Raw genomic sequence first — 24,315 nt, 5'->3', positions numbered from 1 at the left:
CAGCCGTGCCGATAATATCTGCTGAGTTTGCGGCAGAAACGGATGCGCTGCTGTCATGGTTGCGGGATGCCGCCCTGCCCTTTTGGGCTGAGATGGCCATTGATAGTAAAGGCGGTTTTTTTGAAGACCTGGCTTTGGACGGCACGCCCAATACAGATGCCGTGCGCCGCGTCCGCGTTCAAGCACGGCAAATTTTCGTCTATGCCAATGCACATAAAGCGGGCTGGTATGACAGCACAGCGATCCTCGACAGGCTCTATGATTTTCTAATGACATATGGCTACCGCCCTGACGGCGCAGCTGGCTTTGTCCACCGAATTGGGCCTGATTACACCGTCACAGATGCTAAGCGCGATTTATATGATCACGCTTTTTATCTATTGGCCTGCGCGAGCCTGATGGGGTGTGATGGTGCGACCAAGCATGACGAGGCGGCCGCTTTGACCGATACGCTGCTGGATTTTATTGATGTCGAGATGGGGGCTTGCACAGGCTGGACAGAGGGCGTGCCGGCTGTGTTGCCGCGGCGTCAAAACCCGCATATGCATTTATTTGAAACGTCCATGGCGCTTTATGACGTTACCGGCGAGTCGCGGTTCATGGACCGTGCGGCGCGTATCTACCGCCTTTTCACGGACCACTTTTTTGACGCAGACAATCACATCATTCGCGAGTTTTTTGACAATGACTGGACTTATGCGGACGGTGCATTGGGCCAGACGGCAGAACCCGGTCATGCCTGTGAATGGGTATGGCTATTGGGCCAATATGAAGCGCGTAGCGGAGTTGATACGCGTTGCTATGCTGACGCGCTTTACGCAAGAGCTTTTGAAAACGGTGGGGTGTTCCTGAACGACGAAGAAGACGTGAACGATGCCGTGCGCCGCGATACAAAACGCCTTTGGGTACAGACCGAGGTGATTCGCGCCCATCTGGCGCAGATGGAATATGGCAATAAAGACGCTCAGGACAAAGCCGTCGCAGCTATGGCAGCCTTTCGCGAAAGCTATCTGAACCCAAACGGCACATGGAATGATCAATTTGACGGCGCGGGTGGCATGATAGCGACAACCATTCCAACCAGCACATTTTATCATATCTACGGCATGATAACGGAAGCTGTGCGCATTAAATCACTCGGCCCTTGAGACGCCGCGCAAAACAGGCTCAATAATTTTCTCAACGCGAATAGACATGACGTCAATTGTCCCGCCCTTGCCGGATTTATCAGGCCAAATACCAACAAAATCTGTGCCGCCCTTTTGTGTAATCTCGCCAGGGGTAAAAATAAAACTATGATCAGAAAAATCAGAGGTCAGCGTGAATGACGTCCACGGGCTGTCACCACTGCCCGCCGTGAAATATCCAGCTTCCATGGCCCCTGCTGGATCAAATTGCCCTGCGCGCGCGCGAATGGTGATACGAATGGGATGCCCCGCAAAGCTGGCTTCGTGCACAGAGCCCAACGTACCAAAAACACCAGCTGAGGGCTCTACACCCGCGCGGTCTGCATGTGCGCCCATGACGGCGTAAGCCACAGCCCCACCGGGATCATTGGCAAGCTGCACCGTCGTACCCGGTGACGGAAATAATTGCGAAAGAGTTTCCCCCGATAGCTCATATATATTTTCATCAACAGGGGCCGAGACGACTGACAATGACAGCGCAAAATAAATCATAGCGCCAATAATCAGCGCGGCGATCGGATAAAAGAAACGGTCTTTCATAAGGCAACAATAGGCGGCTTTGAGCACTGTGGAAAGCCGTTTACGCGGGCAAGGCCAAGGATTATGGTTAATGTAAGTTTAATGACTGGAGATCTTTTATGTTTCGCACGCTCGCTATGTCCCTACTTGCTACTGCAATTTTTTCAGCGCCCGCTTTTGCAGACCCGCATCCGCATGATGACAAAACTAAACAATCAACAACCGAGACAGATTTAGACCTCGAAGCCTATTTCGAGAAACATGCCAAGGAATTACGCGAAGCCATAGAGGGCGCCAAGACAGAAAGTCGCTTGATGCAGCGCGGTAGCCAGAAATCTGCCCCATCAGAGCGCACGACATCGCGACGGATTGAGATTATCGAAGACCCAGAAGCGCTCCGTGAGGCCGCCAAAGATATTCAAAACATGCTCGCCGAATCAGGTCTGCTTGAGAGCTTGGCCGATATGGTCATTGGCATGGCCGAAGACATTGAAATTGTCGATACGGGCGACGGAATGAGCCTGTCATTTGATGGAAAGAAACTGGGGTCTTTTGAAACGGACGGCGAAGACGTGTTAGCTATTGAGAGTATGGGCAAAAACACGCGGATCGAAAAAGAAACCATCATTGAAAATGGGCGCAAGAAAACACGCATTATCATCGAGACTGACGCCGATAATGATGTCGAATTTGATGTCGTTCCCAAGACCCACAAGCCAGAATCACGCAGAAAAGACGGCGAATTTTAACTGCCGTGATGAGCCTTTAAATTAGAAATAGAATCGCTCTGTCATCAGCGCGCTCAGATAGGGCGGTTGATAACGTTTGGGTTAGCTCTTCGGTAAAGCGTTCTGACGCGGCACTATCCCAAGCCTCTGTCACGGCCTCTATCAAAGCGCCGCGTTGCTTATGCGCCGCTTTGCGAATGCGCGTATCGGTCATAACCTGACGCGCGATAACGGGCACATTGGCGCTACGGAACTTGCCTTCAAGCGCTTTGCGCCCAAACAGAAATCCTGCCCCACCCACAGCCCCACTCACCACAAGGCCAATAGGATTGGTCAACAGCGGCGCGAGTAAATTGGCATGGGCGAGCAACGCGCCAATGATAATGGCCGTCAGTGATGTGCCCAGTAGCGCCGTGTCTGACTCTAGGCTGGCGACACGCGGCGCGGCCACGGTCAACCCCTCCAAATGACGGCTGACATGCTGGCTGTCATCAAGCGATAGAACCATGGCGGGTAATCCGTGATCGCGGCACAAGGGATCTGTGTCTTGTTCAATTTTGCGCTGTAACCCCGCGAACCAGCCTTTGATAATGGGCCGCAACGTTGCTTGCGCCTCCACGCTGGAAAGCCATGATTTAACACGGTCTGCCAAAGCGGCCTCAACCTGATCCAGGCTGTCGATTTTGCCGCGACGCCAATCGCGAAAAGCGGGCACAATGCAATGCTCGGTCAAGGCGTCCACAAGAACAGGGGCGAGGCTCTGGCCCAAAGCGGCGCTCGCAGCGGCAGCTTTGTTATGAACGGGGCCATCGACACCCATCAATTCAGCCACTGATAATTTAAAACTAGCATGTAAATGTTCAAACCGTCCTAGCCAAGCCAGCCCCCGCGCAATCGCAAATTCTGGTTCTGCGCCGCGCACAATCCGCGCTTTTGGAAACGCCTTTTCACAGGCTGGCAACACAAGCGGTAAGCGTGATGCGCCCCCCGTTAACAGCACGGTTTCAGGCGCGCGCCCGCCCAAATTATCGATCGTTTCTTTCAGGGCAAAAGAAAAGGCGGCGGGCCATGTAAACCCGTTCAGCGCCTCCAGCGGGCGTGAGAGCACCTCATCCGCGTCGTCTTGATCAAAACGAATGTCAAACAAAACGCCGCCGTCAATCGGTAGTCGTTTAATCATTTCGACCGCTGCACCTTCGCCGTTAAAGAACTGCTCTTTCACTTGGCGGCACCAATATTCCATGATGGGGCGGTAATGTGGAAAACGTTTGATAAGTTTTTCAATCTTGGCCCGTTCAGATTGACGCGCCAGGTTCAAATCAAAAATCTCTGTATCGAGCAAGCCAGAGCCGAGAAAATTATGCCCCACGTCTTCGGCGTCTAAATCTCGGCAATAGGTAAAATCCGTCGTGCTCGACCCGATATCAACGATAAGAACTGATGCCCGCGCGGCGTCGAGCGTAAGATAGCCTTGCTCTAGCGCAGTCATCAAAGCCGCGCGCGATTCGGGCACGATGCGCACTGACTTTAACCCCGCATCTTCAAACAGGGCTTGGTAACGCGCCCGTGTATCCTTGTCCCAACCAGAGGGGCAGCCGATAACAAATTTGCTTTGTTTGGCACCACGAATTTTACCGTCTTTTGATAGGCCTTTAATAAGCTCTTGCGTGAAAAGACGGGTCGGTTTTTCAACGTCGCCTGCGCTTAAATCGCGGTCTTTAAATTTAACCCAGACTTGCGCTTGCCCACCGCCAAGCGCGGCCAAATTAACGGCATCGGCCCCGATCTTCAGGCCCTTATCCGTTTGGGCCACGGCGGTCACAAAACTGCGTTCACCGCGATATTCTAAAATTTCAGGTTCGCGCATAGACCGCCCGTAGGCACGGCCCAAAGCGGTTTCGCCGTGACCTAAATCGAGGCCAACAAATTCAACAGCGTCGCGTCTCTCGCTCATGACCGCCCCCTAAACCTTGGCCCATATTGTGCCGCGCCGAATGACCGTATCACCCACCATAAGCGCAGGGGCCGCTTGACGCGTCTCGCTCTCGCCCAGCGCTGGCAGGCTATCAAATAGATGCGCGGTCTTGCGCGAATAATCCACACGGGTCACGCCTTGCCCGTCCAGAACAGAGCCAAGCTCTTGATCTATAATTTTTAGCGCGAAATCCCCATCACCCGCGCCTTGCGCTTCGAGCAGGTTTTGCACCATCCCCATCAACTGCCGATCATCGCGCCAATGGGTCTCGGCCACAGGTTCAGCCAAGCGCAGCAGAATATGATCAGCGGTATGCAAGGCATCAGTGAGTGCATTGATAAATCCGTCGGCGTCCACTTCGACCGTGGCGTTCACTCGCATCGCGCGGCCGGCTGCATCCTCTAGCAAGGGCGTTGATTTTTTCACAAAGGGCAAGCGCGGCAACATCTGCTTCCACTTGGCAGGGTCAAAGGCGCGAAGCCCCGCCAGCGTCGCGGCCGCAAACATCACAAGGGCAGAGCCCTGCACAAAACCCGCAGCACCAAACACAGCGGCCGCGCCGTAAAATAGGCCCCGACCTGTCCAAATAGAGGTTTTCGGGCCCGCAACCTCTGTCCATTGCACCCGCGCCTCTGTGCCGTGGTCAAGGACAGCTGCGCCAGATTTGACCATTTCAATCAGCCATAATCCTGCTTTTTGAAGTGTCGGGTCATCTGTCGTGTTCGCAAAACTCGCGCCCGCTTTATCCAGCGCACGGCGGGCCTCTATCACCACGATATCCGCAGTGTTGCTCTCTGTGCTAAGCGCGTTACGCAGCCTGTCGCGCTCTGGCTCAAAAGCACGCGCAAGGGACGGCACAGTCGCGGGAAGGGTCTGGGTCATAGCTTTGATGTGGGGGCAAAGCGCGCCAATGGCAAGGCTAGGCTTTGTCAGCTCCTAAAACCCGCGCCAATATGGCGTCAAGCTTGGCCAGGACCTTTGGGTCGCGCGCGTCAGGCGCGGTAATCAGTGCGGCATCTAAATTGGTTTCAATCCCCGCTGGACTAGGCGTGCGTGGGGTTTGCGCAATGATTTTGATGATTTCTCTGACCGTGCCTTTGGCAATTTCGGCATTTTTTGTCAGTGTCGCAATGACCGCAAAGACATCGACATTTTCGTGACCGGGGTGCCAGCAATCAAAGTCGGTCACCATAGCAACTGTTGCATAAGGCAGTTCAGCTTCGCGGGCGAGCTTCGCCTCTGGCATATTTGTCATGCCGATAACATCGCAGCGCCAACCCCGATAAAGCTCACTCTCTGCGCGGGTTGAGAATTGCGGGCCTTCCATTGCCAAATAGGTGCCGCCCCGGTGGACATGGGCGCCGGCCGCAATGGCCGCATTACCTGCCAGTCGCGCTAGCCGGTCACAAACAGGGTCCGCAACAGAGACGTGCGCGACCATACCCGGACCAAAGAATGATTTTTCACGCGCAAATGTACGGTCAATAAATTGATCGACAATCACAAAATCACCTGGCGCATAGGGTTCTTGTAGCGAGCCAACAGCGGATAATGACAGTATATCTGTGCAGCCGGCCCGTTTAAGCGCGTCAATATTGGCGCGGTAATTCACCGAAGTTGGGCTGAGTTTATGACCGCGACCATGGCGCGGTAAAAACCGCAGCTTCACACCTTCAAGTTCTGCAAAAAGAATGGCGTCCGACGGCTTACCCCACGGCGTGTCAATCTCTATCCATTCAGGGTTTTCAAGCCCGTCCAAGTCGTAAAGCCCAGAGCCGCCAAGAATACCGAGTGTCCAATTATTATCTGTCATGAGGTGCCTTTGTTTTAATATGCTTAGACAATAAAAAACCCGCCTGAATCAAGGCGGGTTTTGAAATTAACAGTAACGCCGCTTAGTGCTCGACGTTTCTCCAAACGCGCTTATAAGAGAACCAGAGCAGAACGGTTAAGATGAGTAGATAAACCATCGTTGCGAACCCTGCCCGTTTACGCTGCTCAAGTTTCGGGTCGGCGGACCATGCCAGGAACTCCGTGACGTCAGCGGCCATTTGCTCTACCGTGGCCTCTGTGCCGTCTGCATAATCAATCAGACCCTCTGTCAGGGGCGCGGCCATTGCAATTTTGCCGCCTTCCATAACAGGGTTATAATGAACACCAGGGGACAGTTTCATGCCCTCTGGCTTTTCCAGACCATAAGCAATCAAAAGGTTGTAGACGTAATCAGCGCCGCCGCCCCGCGCAGCAACCATCACGGATAAATCTGGCGGCAAAGCCCCACCGTTGGACCCACGGGCGGCAGCATCATTGGGGTAAATCGGCGGGAAGTAATCTGCAGGAATACCAGGACGTTCAATCGGATCACCCGTTTCAGCATCAATATCAGCAATCAACCAGTCAGCCGCGAAGGTTTTGACAAAAGGGTTGTCATTCGGGTTTTTAAAAGCTTCATCATAATAAGGGCCGTCTTTGTCACCCAAGTGACGAAAGGCTAGATGCTCTAGCGTGTGACATGACGAGCATTTTTCACGGTAAACTTGGTAACCGCGCTGCATCGCTGCCTTGTCAAATGCCCCACGCATGCCGTTAAAGCCCCAATGACGATGCTCCATTTTATAGTCAAAGTCATAGCCACCAGCCGCAAAAGCCGTGACACCTGCCCCTAAAGCGGCAAGCGTTGCGCCCACCATAAGGGTCATTTTCATTGATTTAAGCGCCATTGTCTACGCTCCTTTATTATTGGCCGAGGCCGAGATGAGTGCCTAACGACTATTCAGCTGCACCAAGTGCCGTACCGCGTGGTCCGTCACCCAAGATAGCCTTTGTAATCGATTCAGGTCTGTTGTCTGGTTTTTCAATCAGACCAAGCACTGGCAGAATTATCAAGAAATATGCAAAGTAATAGAGCGTTGAAATTTGAGACAGACGATAGAATGTCAAACCAAACGCTTCGCCCGCGTCATTCGTGCCAAAAGCGATGACAAGATTATCAGGCGATTCTTTACCACACCAGCCAAGCAAGAAGCAGAAGACCAAGAAGATAAAGAAAAACTTACGCGCAACGGGGCGGAACCGCATGGAGCGCACTTTGGATGTATCAAGCCAAGGCAGCACAAATAACACGGCAATCGCACCAATCATCAGCAAGATACCCGCAAGCTTGTCAGGCACAGCCCGCAAGATAGCGTAGAACGGTAGGAAGTACCATTCGGGCACAATATGCGCAGGTGTTTTCATGGGATCAGCTTGTATGAAATTATCCGCGTGACCCAAAACATTGGGTTGATAGAAGATAAAGAATGCAAAGATGAGCAAGAATACGCCGACAGCAAAGGCATCTTTCACCGTGTAAAATGGGTGGAAAGATAGCGTATCTTTCTTTGTTTTAGGCGTGATACCAATCGGGTTGTTCTGGCCTGTGTGGTGCAATGCCCAGACGTGCAAACCAACAAGAGCCGAGATTACAAATGGCAGCAGGTAATGCAGCGCAAAGAAACGGTTAAGTGTTGCATTATCAACAGCATAACCGCCCAGTAGCCACTGTTGCAGAGCCTCACCGACAACGGGAACCGCGCCAAAGAAGCCTGTAATCACAGTCGCACCCCAGAAGGACATCTGCCCCCAAGGCAATGTGTAGCCCAAGAAGGCCGTTGCCATCATCACAAGATAAATCACACAGCCAATTATCCAAAGCAGCTCACGCGGGGCTTTATATGACCCGTAATACAGGCCGCGGAACATGTGCATGTACACGGCCAAGAAGAACATATGGGACCCAACCGCGTGCATAGGCTGTAGCAACCAGCCATAGGGCACATCGCGGCGGATACGCTGCACACTGTCAAAGGCATAATCGACATGCGGGACATAGTGCATGGCCAGAATAATACCGGTAATGATTTGCGACACGAGGCAAAGCGTCAAAATACCGCCAAATGTATACCAGTAATTCAGATTACGCGGAGACGGGAACGTCATAAAATCCGCACCCATGCGAATGATCGGCAAACGCTGATCTATCCACTTTGTCGCGGCATATTGGGGTTCGTAAGTTGAGGGATGTCCGCTCATATTAACCTACCTTAATTGTTGTGTCAGTTATGTATGAATAGGGTGGGATGACCATATTCTTTGGCGCAGGACCTTTACGGATGCGTCCAGATGTATCGTAATGCGAGCCGTGACATGGGCAGTACCAACCGTCGTAATCACCGGCCTCACCCACAGGCACACAGCCGAAATGGGTGCAAACGCCGACCATGACCAGATATTTTGGATCAACATTGCCGCTAGGGCCTGCGACCAAACGGTCTGTATCAGTTTCCGGATCAGGGAGCTTTGCAACATCAACCGACTCAGCCTCGGCAATTTCTGCCGCCGTGCGGTGACGCACAAAAATCGGCTTACCACGCCACAAAGTCTTAAGCTGCGCGCCTTCTTCGACCTTGGTCAAATCAATCTCAATAGAGCCTGCCGCTAGTGTGTCTGCTGCCTTGCCCATTTGCGCCACAAAAGGCCAAACAAGCGATGCTGCACCTGCGGCCGCAACTGCGCCCGTCGCAATGAAGATGAAATCACGTTTTTCGCCGTCAACAGCGTCAGCCGCTGTCTCTTTATTTAAGGCTTCGGACATTGTCTGCCCCTTCCTAGTCTATATACCTACTCAGCGTGGGTGTAGCGCAAACATAACCCTTTATGCCAGTCTTTTGTAGTGGCACAACGCCGCAATAGGACGGTTTTCTTTGCCGCGCGGTATAGCGCGCTGACAAAAAAATGCCAGAGGCAAGCGCAAAAAAAGCTGCACCTTGTCAAGAAAGGACATAATATTGTGGACGTAACCCTTTATCAGCCCGACATAGCCCAAAACTTAGGGGCGATTATGCGCAGTTGCGCCTGTTTTGACGTGGCTTTGTCCGTCATAGAGCCTTGCGGCTTTCCTTTGACCGCCAGAGGCATACGCAAAGCCGCCATGGACTACGGCGCGCCAGACGCCCTAACACGGCACCAAAACTGGGAGGCGTTTCAAAATAGAGGCGAATCGGCGGGAAAAAACAGGGGACGCACGGTCCTATTCACCACCAAAGGCGCTACACCCCTGCCCGACTTCAAATTTCAAGCCAATGACACATTATTATTTGGCCGAGAAAGCGCAGGCGTTCCCGATCATGTCCATACCGCCGCCGATGCCCGCGTGGTTATCCCCATAGCCGCAGGCGCACGAAGCTTTAACCTCTCCAATAGTGTCGCCATTGCCCTGTTTGAAGCCTTACGGCAAACGGGGGCCTTGCCAGCTTAGGACGCTATATATAGCTCGCAAGGGACAAACTTGCGAAAATCAATCACATCACCCAAATACGGCTCATGTTTAATCCGCTAAAAACGACTGTGAAATTGTCTATTCCAAGAGTGTCGGGGCCAGTGGATAAATGGCGTATTGTGATTACAGCCATAATGAAGACCGATGTGACGCGGCATGAATTTTTCAAAAACGGCACATTGATGCATACAGTGGACATGCCGATTGATCTGAAAGACGCATTTGCCGTGGTGAAAGCCAGTCTTAACCATGAAGGCCGCAGATTGGATTTTGAGGTCGGCGCACTCAGCCTTATGAAAATGGGGGCGGTCGTCTATGAAAACGGCGAAGTTGTCGCGCGGTCATCCAATAAGCCTTTCTATGACGGCGGTAAAACGAGCGCCCTTTTTGCCAAGATTGACGACGTCATAGAGTCCACACCCGAACAAGATGCCGAAGCCCGAGAAAAATTAGAGCGGTCCAAAGCGCTTTATCCCGCCATTGGCGTGGATATCGCCATGGCCATCTTATTCTTTTTTGTCGCCAGAGAGTTTGGCCTGATAACAGCAGCCTTGGCGGGCGCAGGCGTGACCATTGCACTGACTGTCATTGACCGCTTTGTGAAGCCCGACTTGCTAGGCGGCTTTGCGGCTTTTGGTGTGGTCATGGCGTTAATATCCGCGAGCCTTGCCTATTTTTTCCAAGACGATTTATTTATCAAATTACGCGGCAGTATCATGGGCTGCATCGGCGTTTGTTTTGCTCTGGCGGATGCGTATATTTTAAAGGGCGATTACCTTGGCAAACGCATGGCGCGCTATATGGAAGGCCTTTTTGCGATTAAGCAACGGGCTGCGTCTTTGGCGATGGCGGTGTCCTCTGCGCTTATCATTATGGTTGATACGCCGCTGGCCTTTATGCTCACGACCGATCAGTGGATTTGGTATAACAGCTTCCTCGACGGCTTTATCGCCATGCCGATCTTTTTCGGTGTCATGTATCTTGCCCGCGATAAATCAAACGTCTAAGCCAACGCTATGACAGACCCTTATGCTGATAAAAAAACCCGTGCGAGCACTTGGTTCAAAACACTTCGTGACGACATTTGCGCAGAATTTGAAGCGGTAGAACGCGACGCGCCAGACGCGCTTTATCCAGGAGAGCCCGGCAAATTTGTGTTTGAAGATTGGAAGCGCAAGCAAGAGGATGGCAACGCGTTGGACTTAGGCGGGGGCACAGGCGGAATGTTACGCGGGCGCGTGTTTGAAAAATGCGGCGTCCATATATCTGTTGTTAAAGGCGAGTTCACGCCCGAGATGCAAGCCCGTCAACCCGGGGCCGACAAAGACCCGCGCTTTTGGGCGGCTGGCATATCGCTTATCGGGCATATGAAAAACCCGCATATGCCCTGCGTGCATATGAACACGCGCTATATCGTGACGACACAAGACTGGTTTGGCGGCGGCGGCGACTTGACCCCGACCCAAGCCAAAGACCGTGACCCAAACAGCCCTGATGCACAGCATTTCCACAGCGTTTATAAAGACGCCTGCGAAGCTCACGGGCGTGATTACGAGGCCTATAAAAAATGGTGCGATGAGTATTTCCACCTGCACCACCGCGACGAGCCGCGCGGTATTGGCGGTATATTTTATGACCGCGTCAACACAGGCGATTGGGAGGCAGATTTTGCCTTCACCCAAGATGTTGGTCGCGCCTTTCTATCCGCTTATCCCCCCATCGCACGGCAGCGCATGCACCAGCCGTGGACGGATGCTGACCGCGAAGAACAACTTATCCAGCGCGGGCGCTATGTTGAATTTAATCTGCTCTATGACCGCGGCACGACCTTTGGTCTTAAAACGGGCGGCAATGTAAAAACGATTTTATCCTCCATGCCCCCCGTTGTGCGCTGGCCGTAAATCATTATCCTTTTGCATTATGAAGCATATATCAGCGCCTGATTCCCAAACCGCCGCCTTAGAGACAGCGCGCATAGTCACGGATAGCATTGCAATAAATCCACAGGCTGTGCTCGGCCTTGCGACAGGCAATACAATGCGCCCCGTTTACCGCGCGCTTATTGACACGGCCCAGCAGCGCGCTGTGTCCTTTAAAAATGTCACAAGCTTTAATCTGGATGAATATTTGGGACTGCCCGCTGACCACCCTGCCCTGTTTGCGCGCTATATGATGGATAATTTAATGCGCCATATTGATATGGACAAAAACCGGTTTCATATCCCCTGTGGTCATACCGAAGATCCAACACGAACAGCGCAGGACTATGAGGCCGCCATTGCAGCCGCAGGCGGAATAGATTTACAACTTCTCGGCGTTGGGACCAATGGCCATATTGGCTTTAATGAACCCGGCAGCCCGCGTGACAGCCGCACGCGCGTCGTAAAGCTATCAGAGCAAACACGGCGAGATAATTTCGGAGCCATCACAGGAGACGGTATTCCCGAACGCGCCATTAGCATGGGTCTAGCCACTATAGTCTCAGCACGCTCTGTCATATTACTGGCCACAGGCGCGTCAAAAACGGAGGCGGTCGCGCAGATTTTAAAGGGTCAAAACAATCCCGCTTGGCCGTGTAGCTATTTATCAAGCCACAGCGATTTCACCCTGATCACAGATTCAGACGCGCGCGGCGAGGCCTAGTCGTCTTGCGGCCTATCCGGCGCATTACGCTCATGCTCAGGCTCGGCTTCTACAGCTTTCAAGTCAATAATAATGCGCCCCGATTTAATATCGACTTTGGGTGACGCCAGCTTGGTGAAAGGATGGAAAAAGCTTTGCGCTTGTTTGCCGTCTTTCTTGGGCGGCTTAATTTCCAACATATCGCCCGCGCCAAATTCATGAATGGCCACCACTGTGCCTGCATTTTTGCCGTCCACTGTTTTGACCGACAGCCCCTCAAGATCAGAGTAATAAAACTCATCCTCTTCAGGTTCTGGCAAGCTCTCGCGCGTGATGTAAAGCTTGGTATTTTTTAGCGCTTCGGCTTGCTCTCGCGTTTTTACCTCAGGCGCGATGACGGCAAAACCGTCTTTCACGGGACGGTGTTCTTGCGGCGAAAAAATTGGCGCGCCACTCTGATCCAGCAACGCGCCGTAATTAAAGATGTCGCTTGGCGTGGTGGCAAAGGATTTCACTTTCACTTCGCCTTTGACGCCAAAAGCGCCCGCAATCACACCAATCTGAATGAGCATTATTTAAGAGCCGCTTTAATCTCGTCAACCAAATCAACCTTTTCCCACGAAAACTCGCCGTTAGGTCCAGGATGACGGCCAAAATGACCATAAGCCGCAGACGGCGCGTAGATAGGTTTATTAAGGTCCAAATGGTTGCGAATCCCGCGCGGTGTCAAATCCATTACCTTACGAATGACCGCTTCAATCTGCCCGCCTTTAATCGGGTTATTATCATCAACATTGACGTAGATTGACGTCGGTGTTGCAACACCAATCGCATAGGACACTTGAATTTCGACCCAAGGCGCAACACCCGCTGCGACAAGGTTTTTTGCCAAATAACGCGTGGCGTAAGCGGCAGAGCGGTCAACTTTCGTCGGATCTTTACCAGAGAACGCACCGCCGCCGTGGGGGGCCATACCGCCATAAGTATCGACGATAATCTTACGCCCTGTCAGGCCAGCATCCCCGTCAGGACCGCCAATGACAAATTTCCCCGTTGGATTAATATGCCAAATTGTTTTCTCGGTAATCCAGCCCTTTGGCATAACCTCATGGATATAAGGTTTGACCAAATCGGCGACATCTTTGCTGTCCATATTGGGATCAAGATGCTGTGTGGAGAGCACAATCGCGGTAGCCTCCACCGGGCGGCCATTATGATAGCGCACAGTCACTTGAGACTTCGCGTCAGGGCCCAGCACTGAAACACCCTCATGCTTGCGTGCTTTGGCGAGGCGTTCTAAAATTCTGTGGCTGTAATGAACAGGCGCAGGCATGAGGAAATCAGGCACGTCAGAACTGGCATAGCCAAACATTATGCCTTGGTCGCCCGCGCCTTCTTCTTTGTGAAGGCCGTTGCCTTGGTCAACGCCTTGGGCAATGTCCACGGATTGCGCATGGAGCAGCACATCAATATCGGCGTGCTTCCAATGGAAACCCTCTTGCTCATAGCCAATGTCTTTGATGGCCTCGCGCGCGAGCTCTATAATCATATCTTTTGTAATTTTATCAGAGCCGCGCGTCTCGCCCGCAATCACAACTTTATTTGTCGTGGTCAGCGTTTCTGCCGCAACACGAATGTCCCACGGGCTCATCCCGTCTTTGATAGATTCGCGAAAATAAAGATCAACGATTTCATCCGAAATGCGGTCTGACACTTTATCGGGGTGACCCTCGGACACAGATTCCGATGTAAATTCATATGTTTGACGGCTCATGGCGCGCTCCTATCGTTTTAAGGCTCTTTCACCCGATGTTATGCGGGCTTGGGCTTTTTATTATTTAAATGAATATAGACTGGCGGCGCGAAAACGCGATGCCGTAAAATACGGGCGCAGACCCTAGTAGCGGTAATGCTCTGGCTTATAAGGGCCTTCTTTTTGAACGCCGATGTAATCCGCTTGTTCTTTGGACATTTCAGTCAGCTTCACGCCGATTTTCTCCAAATGTAGCCGCGCGACTTTTTCGTCCAAATGCTTGGGCAGCATATAAACTTTATTCTCATATTTACGGGTTTTCGCGTGAGCATCTTCCCATAGTTCCATCTGCGCGAGGACTTGATTGGTAAACGACGCACTCATCACGAATGAGGGGTGACCTGTGGCGTTACCAAGGTTCAAAAGACGCCCTTGAGACAATAGGATCATGCGGTTGCCTTTGGGAAATGTTATCATATCCACTTGGTCTTTGATGTTCGTCCACTTCATATTTTGCAGCGCCGCAACTTGGATTTCATTATCAAAGTGACCGATATTGCCAACAATCGCCATGTCCTTCATCTCGCGCATATGCTCTAGGCGGATGACGTCTTTATTGCCCGTTGTGGTGACAAAAATATCAGCAGTTTCCAGCGTGTCTTCCAGTGTCGTGACTTCATAACCATCCATCGCCGCTTGAAGGGCGCAAATGGGGTCAATCTCTGTGACTTTAACACGCGCCCCGGCACCGCGTAGTGAGGCGGCAGAGCCTTTACCAACATCACCGTAGCCGAGAACAACAGCAGTCTTACCGGCCATCATCGTATCCGTCGCGCGGCGAATACCGTCCACGAGGCTTTCTTTACAGCCGTATTTATTATCAAATTTTGACTTTGTGACACTATCGTTCACATTAATTGCGGGGAACGGCAGCTGGCCTTTTTCAACCAGCTCATAAAGACGGTGAACACCTGTCGTGGTTTCTTCTGATACGCCAACAATTTGGTCACGCATTTTCGTGAACCAACCCGGGGATGCTTCCATACGCTTTTTTATCTGTGCGAAGATGGCTTGTTCTTCCTCTGATCCGGGCTCGCCTTCAATCAATTCTGGCTCGCCGTTTTCAACGCGCGCACCCAAAAGAATATAAAGCGTGGCGTCACCGCCGTCATCCAAGATGATGTTTGGACCTTCGGGGAATAGGAATGACTTATCCAGATAATCCCAATGCTCTGTCAGGCTTTGGCCTTTAATCGCAAAAACAGGCACGCCCGCTTCCGCAATTGCTGCCGCCGCATGGTCTTGGGTAGAATAAATATTACAAGACGCCCAGCGCACATCCGCACCCAATGCCGTCAGCGTTTCAATCAGCACAGCGGTTTGAATAGTCATATGCAGAGAGCCGACGATCCGCGAACCTGTCAGTGGTTTGCTGTCACCAAATTCTTCGCGCAGCGCCATCAGGCCCGGCATTTCAGTTTCGGCAATATCCAGTTCTTTACGGCCAAATTCAGCCAGAGAAATGTCTTTTACAATGTAGTCATGTGCGCTCATGGGAAATCCTGTTGTTGGGCCATCTGGCCGTTATCCTGCTTTGTGTAAGGCCATAACAAAATATCGTCAACAAACATATAAAGAAATTATTATATCTGATATTTTTGGTGACTTCGTCGTAGCCGCGCAGGGCGATTTCGCCTAGACAACACTATGGCCACCACCCCGACATCTTTACCCCGCGCCAGCGTCATCATTGTCAACTATAACGGTGGTGCGTATCTGGCTCGCTGCGTGGCCTCCCTGCTCAACCAAACAGAGGCACGGTTTGAAGCTTTTATCGTCGACAACGGCTCTACCGACGGCTCACTAGAACGCTTACCAGGTTTAGACGCTCGGTTCACAATCATAAAGGCGGGCGAAAACCTCGGCTTTGCCGCGGCCAATAATCTGGCGGCGCACAAGGCCAAAGCGGATTGGCTGGCGCTGCTCAACCCCGACGCTTTTGCACGCCCTGATTGGCTTGAAAAACTCCTGTCTGAAACACGGCATAAAGACGTCACTATGGTGGGGTCGCTGCAATATATGGCGCTAGAGCCTGAAACACTCGACGGTGCGGGGGATTTTTATCACGCTAGCGGTCTGGCATGGCGTGCAGGCTTTGGTCATCCCATGAGTAGCGCACCAACAGAGGCGTCTGAGGCTTTCGCGCCCTGCGGAGCGGGCGCGCTTTATCACCGCGAGACCTTCCTCTCGCTCGGCGGCTTTGACGAACGGTTCTTTTGTTACTTTGAAGATGTCGACATGGGCTACCGTATGCGACTGATTGGCGGGCGGTGTATTCAATCCGCAGGTGCCATTATAGACCATATCAGCAGCGGCATATCGGGTCGCGCATCAGATTTTGCCGTTTACCACGGCACACGGAACCGGATTTGGACATTTTTTAAAAATACCCCCTTCGCTTTGTTAATCATCCTGCTGCCCCTCCATATCGCCATGAACCTGTTCATCCTGTTTTGGGCTGGATTACGCTCGGGCCGCTTTGCACCCACATGGCGCGGGATAAAGGACGGCATAGGCGGTCTTAGCCAATACGGAATCCTGCCGTCAGCACGTAAAAGCAAGCGAACAATATCCCTATCTGATGTCGCGCGGATGATGTGTTGGCGCGTTGGCCCTGTACGAAAGCGCGCCGTTCCGCCCTATCATCCGACTTCCCCTGATGAATAGCCTCTGGTAGAGAGACGCCCTATGATGGATCACGCCACAATTGGACAACGCGTCCTCGCGACTGAAATCGCAGCCTTAGAGAGGCTTCACGCCGAGTTAGGCGGGCCGTTTAATACTGTCGTCGATAAACTTAGCGCTCTAGAGGGCCGCATCATTTTAGCGGGCGTTGGGAAATCCGGCCATGTCGCGCGTAAAATAGCCGCGACACTGGCCTCAACCGGCAGCCCGTCTCTTTATATACATCCAACGGAGGCCAGCCACGGCGACATGGGGATGATCACCAGCGCAGACGCCGTTATCGCTTTGTCCCGCTCTGGGGAGACGACAGAGCTTGCCGACCTAATTGCTTATTGCCGGCGGTTCTCTATCCCGCTCATCGGGATGACCGCCGCAAAAGACAGCGCCCTTGGTCGAGCGTCTGATTATCTTTTACTTCTGCCTGATGCGGAGGAAGCGTGCCGCGAAACCCGCGCGCCAACCACATCAACGACACTCCAAATAGCGCTTGGCGATGCGCTCTCTGTGGCGCTGCTAGAAGCCAAAGGCTTTACCGCGAAAGATTTTAAAACTTATCACCCAGGCGGAAAGCTCGGCGCGACACTCGCGACCGTGGCAGAACTGATGCACACAGGCGACGCCTTGCCACTGACCCCATCAGGCACAGATATGGCCACAGCCCTAAAGGTCATGAGCGACAAGGGCTTTGGCTGTGTCGGTGTAGTCAAAGACGGGACATTAATTGGCATGGTGACAGACGGCGATATTCGGCGGCATCTCTCTGATGATATTGCAGACCAGCCGATTGACGCGATTATGACCCGCGACCCAAAGACAACAACGGGCGAGCGCCTAGCTGCTGATGCGCTGCGCGATATGACAGCAGGGCCGAACAAGATTATGCAGCTTTTCGTATTACAAGACGGCGCGCCCATCGGGCTTGTGCATTTGCACGACTTTCTGCGTGCAGGATTAATATAACCCCGTCATAAAACTTTAAATATATCACGATACCACACAATAAACTTCGCTATGCGACATAGGATAACATCATGAGCACACGCAAACCCCTCCCCGCGATTAAGCCCAATACTCTGGCTTTCGAGACGCAAGCCCTTGTGAAGCCAACAGGCTTTCGCGAATATGATGCGCGCTGGTGGTTTGGCATTCCTGGCCATGAAAAAGACCCGGATTTGAACCTGTACGGCGTGCAAGCGCTCGGCGAAGGCCTCGGCACATTAATGCATGAACGCGGTGTTGGCCCAAAAATCGCCGTCGGTCATGATTTCCGTCATTACTCATTATCGATCAAACAGGCGCTGACCGTGGGCCTTATGAACGCAGGTATTGAAGTGCTCGACATTGGTCTGGCGCTATCGCCTATGGCTTATTTCGCGCAGTTTCATTTGGACTGCCCAGGTGTAGCCATGGTCACGGCCAGCCATAACTCAAACGGTTGGACAGGGGTGAAAATGGGCATTGAACCGCCGCTGACCTTTGGCCCTGATGAAATGTCGCGCCTAAAAGACATTGTGCTAAACGGCGAAAGCCAGCCGCGCGCAGGCGGCGCGTACCGTTATGTCGACGGCGTGCGCGAAGCCTTTATCGCCGATTTAGTCAAAGACGTAAAACTCAAAAACCCGATTAAAGTCGTTGCCGCCTGTGGTAACGGCACAGCTGGGGCGTTCGCTGAGGACGTATTGCGCGGTATCGGCGCAGAGGTCGTCGCGGTCGAGTGCGAGCTTGATTACACCTTCCCCAATTACAATCCCAATCCCGAAGATATGAAGATGCTCCATGCGATGCGTGATAGCTGCTTAAAGCACGGCGCGGATGTCGCGCTAGGCTTTGATGGTGACGGTGACCGCTGCGGCGTTGTTGATAATGAAGGCGAAGAAATCTTTGCTGATAAGGTCGGTGTGATGCTGGCGCGCGATCTCTCGGCGCTAAACCCCAACGCACAATTCGTTGTCGATGTGAAATCAACGGGCCTGTTTAATACTGATCCGGTGCTGATTAAAAACGGCGCGAAGACGGATTATTACAAAACGGGTCACAGTTATATTAAACGCCGCTCGAAAGAGCTAAACGCATTGGTCGGTTTTGAAAAATCAGGACATTATTTCTTTAACGCCCCCATTGGTCGCGGCTATGACTGCGGGTTAACGTCTGCCATTGCCATTTTGCAAATGCTTGACCGTAACCCTGATAAATCCATGGCCGATTTGCGCCGCGCGCTACCCAAAACATGGGGCAGCCCGACAATGTCGCCCTTCTGCGCCGATGAAGAAAAATACGGCGTTGTGGACCGCATCATCAAAGACGTGCAAGACGATGCAGCGGCAGGCGAGACAATTCTCGGCCAAAAAATCGTTGATGTGAACACGGTCAACGGCGTGCGTATGACATTAGAGGACGGCACATGGGGGCTGATGCGCGCCAGTTCCAACACCCCTAATTTGGTGGTGGTCGTCGAAAGTCCCGCATCTGAGGAAAACATGATTGGCATGTTCCGAGAGATTGAACGCCGCCTCTCCGCCTATGATGAAGTCGGCGAATTTGATCAGAAGATATAATCGACTGTCTGTCACCCTCGCGCTTGACGCGAGGGTTCATTTTTCATCTACATGCAATATAAGTTGGTAAGACCGACCTCGCATGAGCTGCCAGGCTAACAAGTGAAAATGAAGGCTAAAGGATAACATGACCGAATCCAGCGCAACCATCACTCATTGGGGAGAGGTAACCTTTGGGCGCGCGACGTCTGATGCGCTACTGAACCGAGCGCAAGCTGAAATGGATGAGCTTCGCGATGCCGTGACCAACCGAGACGCCGATAAAGACATCGCGCTAGAGGCGGCCGATGTTATGATACTCCTCCACCGACTTGTCGGCACTTTGGGGTTTGACTTGGCCGCAGTTGTCGATGAGAAGATGACGATAAACCGCAAACGAGATTGGCAACCGTCTGGCGACGGCACAGGCCAGCATAAATAGATAACGAGACCATTATGTCCCAAACACCGCATAATCAGACACCCTATGTTGACCGTGACGCACATTTTGCCAAGCTTGAAGAATTGGCAGGCGTAGCTGTTTCTATTGAAACATTATTTAAGACCGAGCCCAACCGCATAGACAATTTCGTCATGCGTGAGGGGCCTTTGCGGGCCGATTTTTCCAAGCAGCAAATATCAGCGGCTGCGCGTGACGCGCTCTTGTCTATGGCGGCGGGATGCCAATTGGATGAATGGCGCGCGAAATTATTTGCGGGCGAGACGGTCAATACATCAGAAGACCGCGCTGTACTGCATATGGCGCTTCGCGGGGTTGGCGGCACACACGACATCCAAAAAGACGTCGAGGCGATGCGCAAAAAAATCGTGAAATTTGCCAATAGAATACGCAAAGACGGCGTGTTTAAAAATATTGTCCACATCGGTATCGGCGGGTCAGACCTTGGCCCGCGCCTTGTCGCTGATGCGTTTGAGGCAAGTGCGGAACAAGCCTTAACGCTGCGCTTTGCGGAAAATGTAGACGGCGCGTCTGTGAATGATGCCGTCAAAGGATTAGACCCAAAAGAAACTTTGGCCATTGTCGTATCCAAGTCGTTTGGCACGCAAGAAACCAAAATGAACGGTAACGCCGTGCGGGCATGGTTGACCGAGGCGTTGGGCGATAAAGCGGGCGATCACATGCTGGCCGTGACCGCAAATCGCGACGGGGCGCAAGAGTTCGGCATCCCAGCGTCGCAAATTTTTGATTTTTGGGATTGGGTCGGTGGCCGTTATTCCGTCTGGAGCGCGGTAGGCCTGTCGCTTCAAATCGCTTACGGGCCCAAAGTCTTTGCTGAGTTCTTAAAAGGGGCCAAGCGCATGGACGAGCATTTTCGCGATCAACCGCTGGCTGAAAATCTGCCCGTCATGCTCGCCATGGTCGGGGTTTGGAACCGCAATGCACTTGGTTTTACGTCCCAAGCCGTCATTCCCTATGCGAGGCGCTTGCGGAAGTTTTCTGCCTTTTTGCAACAGCTGGAAATGGAAAGTAACGGCAAGCGCATAACGCGTGACGGTAAAGAGGCTGGGCTGACTTGCCCTATCATTTGGGGCGACGAAGGCACAAATGGCCAACACGCTTTTTTCCAATGGCTGCACCAAGGCACGCCGGGCGCGCCTGTTGATTTCGTCGCCGTATTAAAAGACCACGAAGACCGCGCCGATCATCACCGCGCGCTGCTTGCTAATTGCTTTGCGCAATCAGAAGCGCTGATGCTCGGCAAACCAGAGTGGAAAGTGCGCGAAGATTTGGGCGAGCGCGACGATGTAGACACACTCGCGCCGCAGAAAACATTCCCAGGTAACCGCCCGTCAACCACCATTACCTTGGACGAACTATCCCCCTTCGCGCTGGGTCACCTTATTGCGCTTTATGAGCATAAAGTCTTTGTCCAAGGCGTGATTTGGAACGTCAATAGTTTTGACCAATGGGGCGTGGAGCTTGGCAAAGTCCTCGCGACGACCATCTTATCCGAGATAGAAAACGGCGATGCGGGCGACCATGACGCCAGCACGGCGGCATTAATGGCGTTGTTAAAGTAAAGCCATCACTTGATTGCGCAGCGCGGCGAGCACCGCTTTGCTACCACCTGATTTAATCACCACTCGCGCACCGAAATATGTCGTCCAGACAAGGTCGACTTTATCATGGGCGGCCGTGTCGGCTAATGCTGCCGCTATCGCTTGTTTAATTCTATCCATGGAAGCCGCCACAGATTTTTCAACGTCTTTTTCAAAGGGCGCTTGGTCAATGGCAGCATTACATAACAAACATCCCCAACGCCCGCGTTTTGTCTCTGCGGCGTCAATCAAGCTGTCAAATAGCGCCGCAATGCGGTCAGCGCCTGACACCGCCTCATTGCGCAACATGGCGACGCCGTCGCTAACATATCCGTCGTCATAACGCGCAATCGCCAGATCATAGAGGGCGCGTTTGTCACCAAAGGCAGCATAGAGCGAGCCTTTCTTAAGGCCTGTCGCCGCCATAATATCAGCATAAGACGTGCCTTCATATCCGTGCTGCCAAAAGACATCACGTAGCGCATCTAGGACATAATCATTATCAAATTCTCTGGGGCGGGCCATGGGCGTCTTCCAACTATAATGTCATTGCGGGCTTTGAGGTCATTCTCACGCAACGCTCTCATTTATGTGATAATACAGTTATTGACCTATCAGTCAACTATGCTATTACAGGATCAAGCGAGACGCCCAGAGACAAAAGCTTTCAAGAGAGATTGAAACACTCAAGACGGACCGCTCAAAAATTTAAACAGTAATTGACCATTTGGTTAATAATATAAATAGAGAGATTAAAAATGAAACTATCACATCACATCAAAACAGCTATCGCCAGCACAGCCATCTATACCGCCGTGGCGGCGAGCGTGATTGGCGCTCACACAATGGCGCAAGCCACGACACCGTCCACATCGTTATTTTCAACGAACCCAAGCGTAAGCGTCACATTACCCGCGACAATTATCAAAGCGAAACCCTTTGAAGCCCGTGTCTTGACGGCGGAACTCGCGACGACGAATCATGTCATTCAAACAGGTCAATTTGAGGGCCGCTCTGATCACATCACAACAGGAACAGCCAAAATCATCCAAACAGCTGATGGTTATGAGCTTGTTTTGGGCGGTGACTTCTACCTCGACGGTGCGCCCGACCCCGTTATCGGATTTGGCAGCAACGGCGAATATGACGCCTCAACACAATTCACAGAGCTTAAGAAAAAGCGCGGCACACAGACCTATGAACTACCCGCAGGCTTTACGCCCGGCGCCCATTCGCAAGTCTTTGTTTGGTGCGAGAAGTTTTCTGTCCCCCTAGGCGTCGCGACGCTGAATTAAATCCAACCCCTAACCCATACTATTTTTCAAACCCATTATTTCAAAGAAAGAAAACCATGAAAAACTTTATCAAAACATCCCTTATCGCGCTTGCTCTTGCTGCTCCGGCTGTCGCCGCTGTGCCGAGCATTGCTTACGCCGCCCCTGCAACAGTCATAACCGCCAGCGCCCAAGCCCTGCCGTCTGGTGACTTCGTCAAGAAAAAGAAATCCATCAAGGGTGATTGGACCGTTGTGCAGGAAAACAGCCAAACCATCATTCGCTTCTCTGATGATTTTAAAACCAAAAACGGGCCTGACCTTAAGATTTTCCTGTCACCACAATCTATCGGCAGCGTTACGGGTAAAACAGCCGTAGACGGCGCAGTCCTCTTGGGTGTGCTGAAATCTAATAAGGGGGCTCAAGACTATGTTCTGCCCGCTGGTGTTAGCCTCGCAAGTTTCAGCTCTGTGCTTATTCACTGCGAAGCCTACTCAATCCTGTGGGGCGGCGGCGCGCTATAGCGTCCCTTCCCTTACAGAGAACAGGCGCAACATCCCCACATCTGTTGCGCCTGTTTTGTATGTTTATTCAAAATTAAAAAGAGAGACCCTCATGTCAAAATTTATTAAAACCCTTCCCTATGTCCTCGCCGCTGGCTTCGTCTTTTTCGGTGTTCAGAAATTCGGTGCAACCAATCCCGTCTTTGAAATTATCGCTGACCGCTCTGGTATTGATTTATTTGAACCGCTTATCCGCCGCCTGACAGGCGTAGCAGAACTTACCGTCGCAGCCCTCCTCCTTGTGCCCAATATTAAGATCAAAGCCTTAGGCGCGCTTGGTGCGATTGCGGTTCTGCTCGGTGCGATTGGGTTTCACCTCTCGCCTTGGCTTGGCATAAATGTCCCAGGCATCGGCCACGCCTTATTTATCGTCGCCGTCGCTATGCTTGCCCTATCAACGCTCTACGCCTCGAAAATCGTACCGGGCGTGATTGCGTCCAACAAAGCTAATCTTCAAATAGCATAGGGCAGACACGGTCGGGGTTCAGATCATATTGCCCGTCTATGATAAGCTGGAATTTATTGTCGTCGATTTTGCGTTTATTACCTCGATTGTAAATCCCATATGCAAAGGCGGCCGTGGCACCGTCCCGCTTAATCATCGGCGCTGCTCTATCTGTCGCCCGAAATTCCCACCGCCGCAGCGCTTTGCTAGCCACATCTTTAAACAATCGGTCCGTGCAACGCATATCAATATCCGTTGGACGGCCTTTTTTATTCACCGCAAATTTCGCGCAGCACATGGCGCTTTCGCGGGCTTTAATCGGGATATACGGGCGGGTCCGTTTTTTAAGCGCAAGACCATCTGGCACAATGCCTTTTATAGCCATGGCATGGGCGCGCTTCCCGTCTTTGGCGTGTGCCGTATCAGCAACGCATACAACGACAATAAAAGCGAAAGCCAATAAGGTTGCAGTCATTTTTATAACAGTCATAGGATGACTTTAACGAGCGAAGGATGACTGTCAACGTCGCCAATAAAGAACACGACGAATTTCCCCCTTCCCCCCATCCGCATTCCCCGCTACACCGCGTTC

The 24,315-nt window shown here is 52.2% G+C and carries 26 protein-coding genes; 14 read left to right on the top strand and 12 right to left on the bottom strand.

Annotation, left to right across the window (positions count from 1 at the left end; translation table 11 throughout):
* Positions 1-5 precede the first annotated feature (5 nt).
* A complete protein-coding gene (locus AB6B37_RS01785; protein ID WP_371397188.1) occupies positions 6-1,148 on the top strand; it encodes an AGE family epimerase/isomerase in 1,143 nt (380 codons plus the stop codon).
* Here the strand turns inward: AB6B37_RS01785 and AB6B37_RS01780 are convergent.
* Complete coding sequence (locus AB6B37_RS01780) at positions 1,134-1,727, bottom strand: hypothetical protein (RefSeq protein ID WP_371397187.1); 594 nt, start codon at positions 1,725-1,727, stop codon at positions 1,134-1,136. The genes AB6B37_RS01785 and AB6B37_RS01780 overlap by 15 nt on opposite strands.
* Positions 1,728-1,825: 98 nt before the next feature.
* On the opposite strand from AB6B37_RS01780, the gene AB6B37_RS01775 reads away from it, so the two are divergent.
* Positions 1,826-2,455, top strand: a complete 630-nt coding sequence (locus tag AB6B37_RS01775) for a hypothetical protein (protein ID WP_371397186.1) — start codon at positions 1,826-1,828, stop codon at positions 2,453-2,455.
* A 16-nt stretch (positions 2,456-2,471) separates the two neighbouring features.
* On the opposite strand, the gene AB6B37_RS01770 is transcribed toward AB6B37_RS01775, so the two are convergent.
* The 6 genes from AB6B37_RS01770 to petA form a co-directional block, all read right to left on the bottom strand.
* Complete coding sequence (locus tag AB6B37_RS01770; RefSeq protein WP_371397185.1) at positions 2,472-4,388, bottom strand: Hsp70 family protein; 1,917 nt, start codon at positions 4,386-4,388, stop codon at positions 2,472-2,474.
* Positions 4,389-4,397: 9 nt separating this feature from the next.
* Positions 4,398-5,291 carry a hypothetical protein gene (locus AB6B37_RS01765; RefSeq protein ID WP_371397184.1) on the bottom strand — a complete coding sequence of 298 codons (894 nt, stop codon included), beginning with the start codon at positions 5,289-5,291 and terminating at the stop codon, positions 4,398-4,400.
* 37 nt (positions 5,292-5,328) lie between these two features.
* A complete protein-coding gene (locus AB6B37_RS01760; RefSeq protein ID WP_371397183.1) occupies positions 5,329-6,222 on the bottom strand; it encodes an S-methyl-5'-thioadenosine phosphorylase in 894 nt (297 codons plus the stop codon).
* 82 nt (positions 6,223-6,304) lie between these two features.
* Positions 6,305-7,129: a cytochrome c1 gene (locus AB6B37_RS01755; RefSeq protein ID WP_371397182.1), complete on the bottom strand. Its 825-nt coding sequence runs from the start codon at positions 7,127-7,129 to the stop codon at positions 6,305-6,307.
* A gap of 49 nt (positions 7,130-7,178) precedes the next feature.
* Positions 7,179-8,480 carry a cytochrome bc complex cytochrome b subunit gene (locus AB6B37_RS01750; protein WP_371397181.1) on the bottom strand — a complete coding sequence of 434 codons (1,302 nt, stop codon included), beginning with the start codon at positions 8,478-8,480 and terminating at the stop codon, positions 7,179-7,181.
* A gap of 1 nt (position 8,481) precedes the next feature.
* Positions 8,482-9,042 carry a ubiquinol-cytochrome c reductase iron-sulfur subunit gene (gene petA, locus AB6B37_RS01745; protein WP_371397180.1) on the bottom strand — a complete coding sequence of 187 codons (561 nt, stop codon included), beginning with the start codon at positions 9,040-9,042 and terminating at the stop codon, positions 8,482-8,484.
* Between the two features lie 195 nt (positions 9,043-9,237).
* On the opposite strand from petA, the gene AB6B37_RS01740 reads away from it, so the two are divergent.
* The 4 genes from AB6B37_RS01740 to AB6B37_RS01725 all read left to right on the top strand — a co-directional run bounded on the left by AB6B37_RS01740 (position 9,238) and on the right by AB6B37_RS01725 (position 12,369).
* Positions 9,238-9,705 (top strand): tRNA (cytidine(34)-2'-O)-methyltransferase, encoded by a 468-nt coding sequence (locus tag AB6B37_RS01740; RefSeq protein WP_371397179.1) that lies wholly within the window; start codon positions 9,238-9,240, stop codon positions 9,703-9,705.
* Between the two features lie 65 nt (positions 9,706-9,770).
* On the top strand, positions 9,771-10,733 hold the full coding sequence (locus AB6B37_RS01735; protein WP_371397178.1) for a hypothetical protein: 963 nt from the start codon (positions 9,771-9,773) through the stop codon (positions 10,731-10,733).
* Between the two features lie 9 nt (positions 10,734-10,742).
* The gene (gene hemF / locus AB6B37_RS01730) at positions 10,743-11,627 is read left to right on the top strand and encodes an oxygen-dependent coproporphyrinogen oxidase (RefSeq protein WP_371397177.1); all 885 of its coding nucleotides are present in this window, start codon (positions 10,743-10,745) and stop codon (positions 11,625-11,627) included.
* Positions 11,628-11,646: 19 nt separating this feature from the next.
* Positions 11,647-12,369 carry a glucosamine-6-phosphate deaminase gene (locus tag AB6B37_RS01725; RefSeq protein ID WP_371397176.1) on the top strand — a complete coding sequence of 241 codons (723 nt, stop codon included), beginning with the start codon at positions 11,647-11,649 and terminating at the stop codon, positions 12,367-12,369.
* Here AB6B37_RS01725 and rimM read toward each other — a convergent pair.
* The 3 genes from rimM to ahcY all read right to left on the bottom strand — a co-directional run bounded on the left by rimM (position 12,366) and on the right by ahcY (position 15,655).
* Positions 12,366-12,920 (bottom strand): ribosome maturation factor RimM, encoded by a 555-nt coding sequence (gene rimM, locus AB6B37_RS01720; RefSeq protein ID WP_371397175.1) that lies wholly within the window; start codon positions 12,918-12,920, stop codon positions 12,366-12,368. The genes AB6B37_RS01725 and rimM overlap by 4 nt on opposite strands.
* The gene (gene metK / locus AB6B37_RS01715) at positions 12,920-14,122 is read right to left on the bottom strand and encodes a methionine adenosyltransferase (protein WP_371397174.1); all 1,203 of its coding nucleotides are present in this window, start codon (positions 14,120-14,122) and stop codon (positions 12,920-12,922) included. Before metK ends, rimM begins: the two co-directional genes overlap by 1 nt.
* Positions 14,123-14,245: 123 nt before the next feature.
* Positions 14,246-15,655, bottom strand: coding sequence for an adenosylhomocysteinase (gene ahcY / locus AB6B37_RS01710; protein WP_371397173.1), 1,410 nt, complete (start codon positions 15,653-15,655; stop codon positions 14,246-14,248).
* Between the two features lie 153 nt (positions 15,656-15,808).
* Here ahcY and AB6B37_RS01705 point away from each other — a divergent pair, with 153 nt between their 5' ends.
* From AB6B37_RS01705 to pgi, 5 genes are all read left to right on the top strand, one after another.
* A complete protein-coding gene (locus tag AB6B37_RS01705) occupies positions 15,809-16,828 on the top strand; it encodes a glycosyltransferase family 2 protein (protein WP_371397172.1) in 1,020 nt (339 codons plus the stop codon).
* 21 nt (positions 16,829-16,849) lie between these two features.
* The gene (locus AB6B37_RS01700; protein ID WP_371397171.1) at positions 16,850-17,806 is read left to right on the top strand and encodes an SIS domain-containing protein; all 957 of its coding nucleotides are present in this window, start codon (positions 16,850-16,852) and stop codon (positions 17,804-17,806) included.
* Positions 17,807-17,877: 71 nt separating this feature from the next.
* On the top strand, positions 17,878-19,401 hold the full coding sequence (locus tag AB6B37_RS01695; RefSeq protein WP_371397170.1) for a phosphomannomutase/phosphoglucomutase: 1,524 nt from the start codon (positions 17,878-17,880) through the stop codon (positions 19,399-19,401).
* 127 nt (positions 19,402-19,528) lie between these two features.
* Positions 19,529-19,822 carry a nucleotide pyrophosphohydrolase gene (locus AB6B37_RS01690; RefSeq protein ID WP_371397169.1) on the top strand — a complete coding sequence of 98 codons (294 nt, stop codon included), beginning with the start codon at positions 19,529-19,531 and terminating at the stop codon, positions 19,820-19,822.
* A 14-nt stretch (positions 19,823-19,836) separates the two neighbouring features.
* Positions 19,837-21,423 carry a glucose-6-phosphate isomerase gene (gene pgi / locus AB6B37_RS01685; RefSeq protein ID WP_371397168.1) on the top strand — a complete coding sequence of 529 codons (1,587 nt, stop codon included), beginning with the start codon at positions 19,837-19,839 and terminating at the stop codon, positions 21,421-21,423.
* On the opposite strand, the gene AB6B37_RS01680 is transcribed toward pgi, so the two are convergent.
* Entirely contained in the window at positions 21,415-21,966 is a 552-nt protein-coding gene (locus tag AB6B37_RS01680) for a TetR/AcrR family transcriptional regulator (RefSeq protein WP_371397167.1), read from the bottom strand. The two genes, pgi and AB6B37_RS01680, sit on opposite strands and share 9 nt — an antisense overlap.
* 233 nt (positions 21,967-22,199) lie before the next feature.
* On the opposite strand from AB6B37_RS01680, the gene AB6B37_RS01675 reads away from it, so the two are divergent.
* The 3 genes from AB6B37_RS01675 to AB6B37_RS01665 all read left to right on the top strand — a co-directional run bounded on the left by AB6B37_RS01675 (position 22,200) and on the right by AB6B37_RS01665 (position 23,744).
* Positions 22,200-22,736, top strand: coding sequence for a DM13 domain-containing protein (locus AB6B37_RS01675; RefSeq protein WP_371397165.1), 537 nt, complete (start codon positions 22,200-22,202; stop codon positions 22,734-22,736).
* Positions 22,737-22,792: 56 nt separating this feature from the next.
* Positions 22,793-23,239, top strand: a complete 447-nt coding sequence (locus AB6B37_RS01670; RefSeq protein WP_371397164.1) for a DM13 domain-containing protein — start codon at positions 22,793-22,795, stop codon at positions 23,237-23,239.
* Positions 23,240-23,330: 91 nt separating this feature from the next.
* Positions 23,331-23,744: a hypothetical protein gene (locus AB6B37_RS01665; RefSeq protein WP_371397163.1), complete on the top strand. Its 414-nt coding sequence runs from the start codon at positions 23,331-23,333 to the stop codon at positions 23,742-23,744.
* On the opposite strand, the gene AB6B37_RS01660 is transcribed toward AB6B37_RS01665, so the two are convergent.
* Complete coding sequence (locus tag AB6B37_RS01660) at positions 23,725-24,213, bottom strand: hypothetical protein (RefSeq protein ID WP_371397162.1); 489 nt, start codon at positions 24,211-24,213, stop codon at positions 23,725-23,727. The genes AB6B37_RS01665 and AB6B37_RS01660 overlap by 20 nt on opposite strands.
* Between the last annotated feature and the right edge of the window lie 102 nt (positions 24,214-24,315).

Origin of the sequence: Fretibacter rubidus, from assembly GCF_041429785.1 — a bacterium.
GTDB classification, from domain to species: Bacteria; Pseudomonadota; Alphaproteobacteria; order Caulobacterales; family Maricaulaceae; genus Fretibacter; species Fretibacter rubidus.
This window is presented reverse-complemented; position numbering and strand designations above follow the sequence as displayed.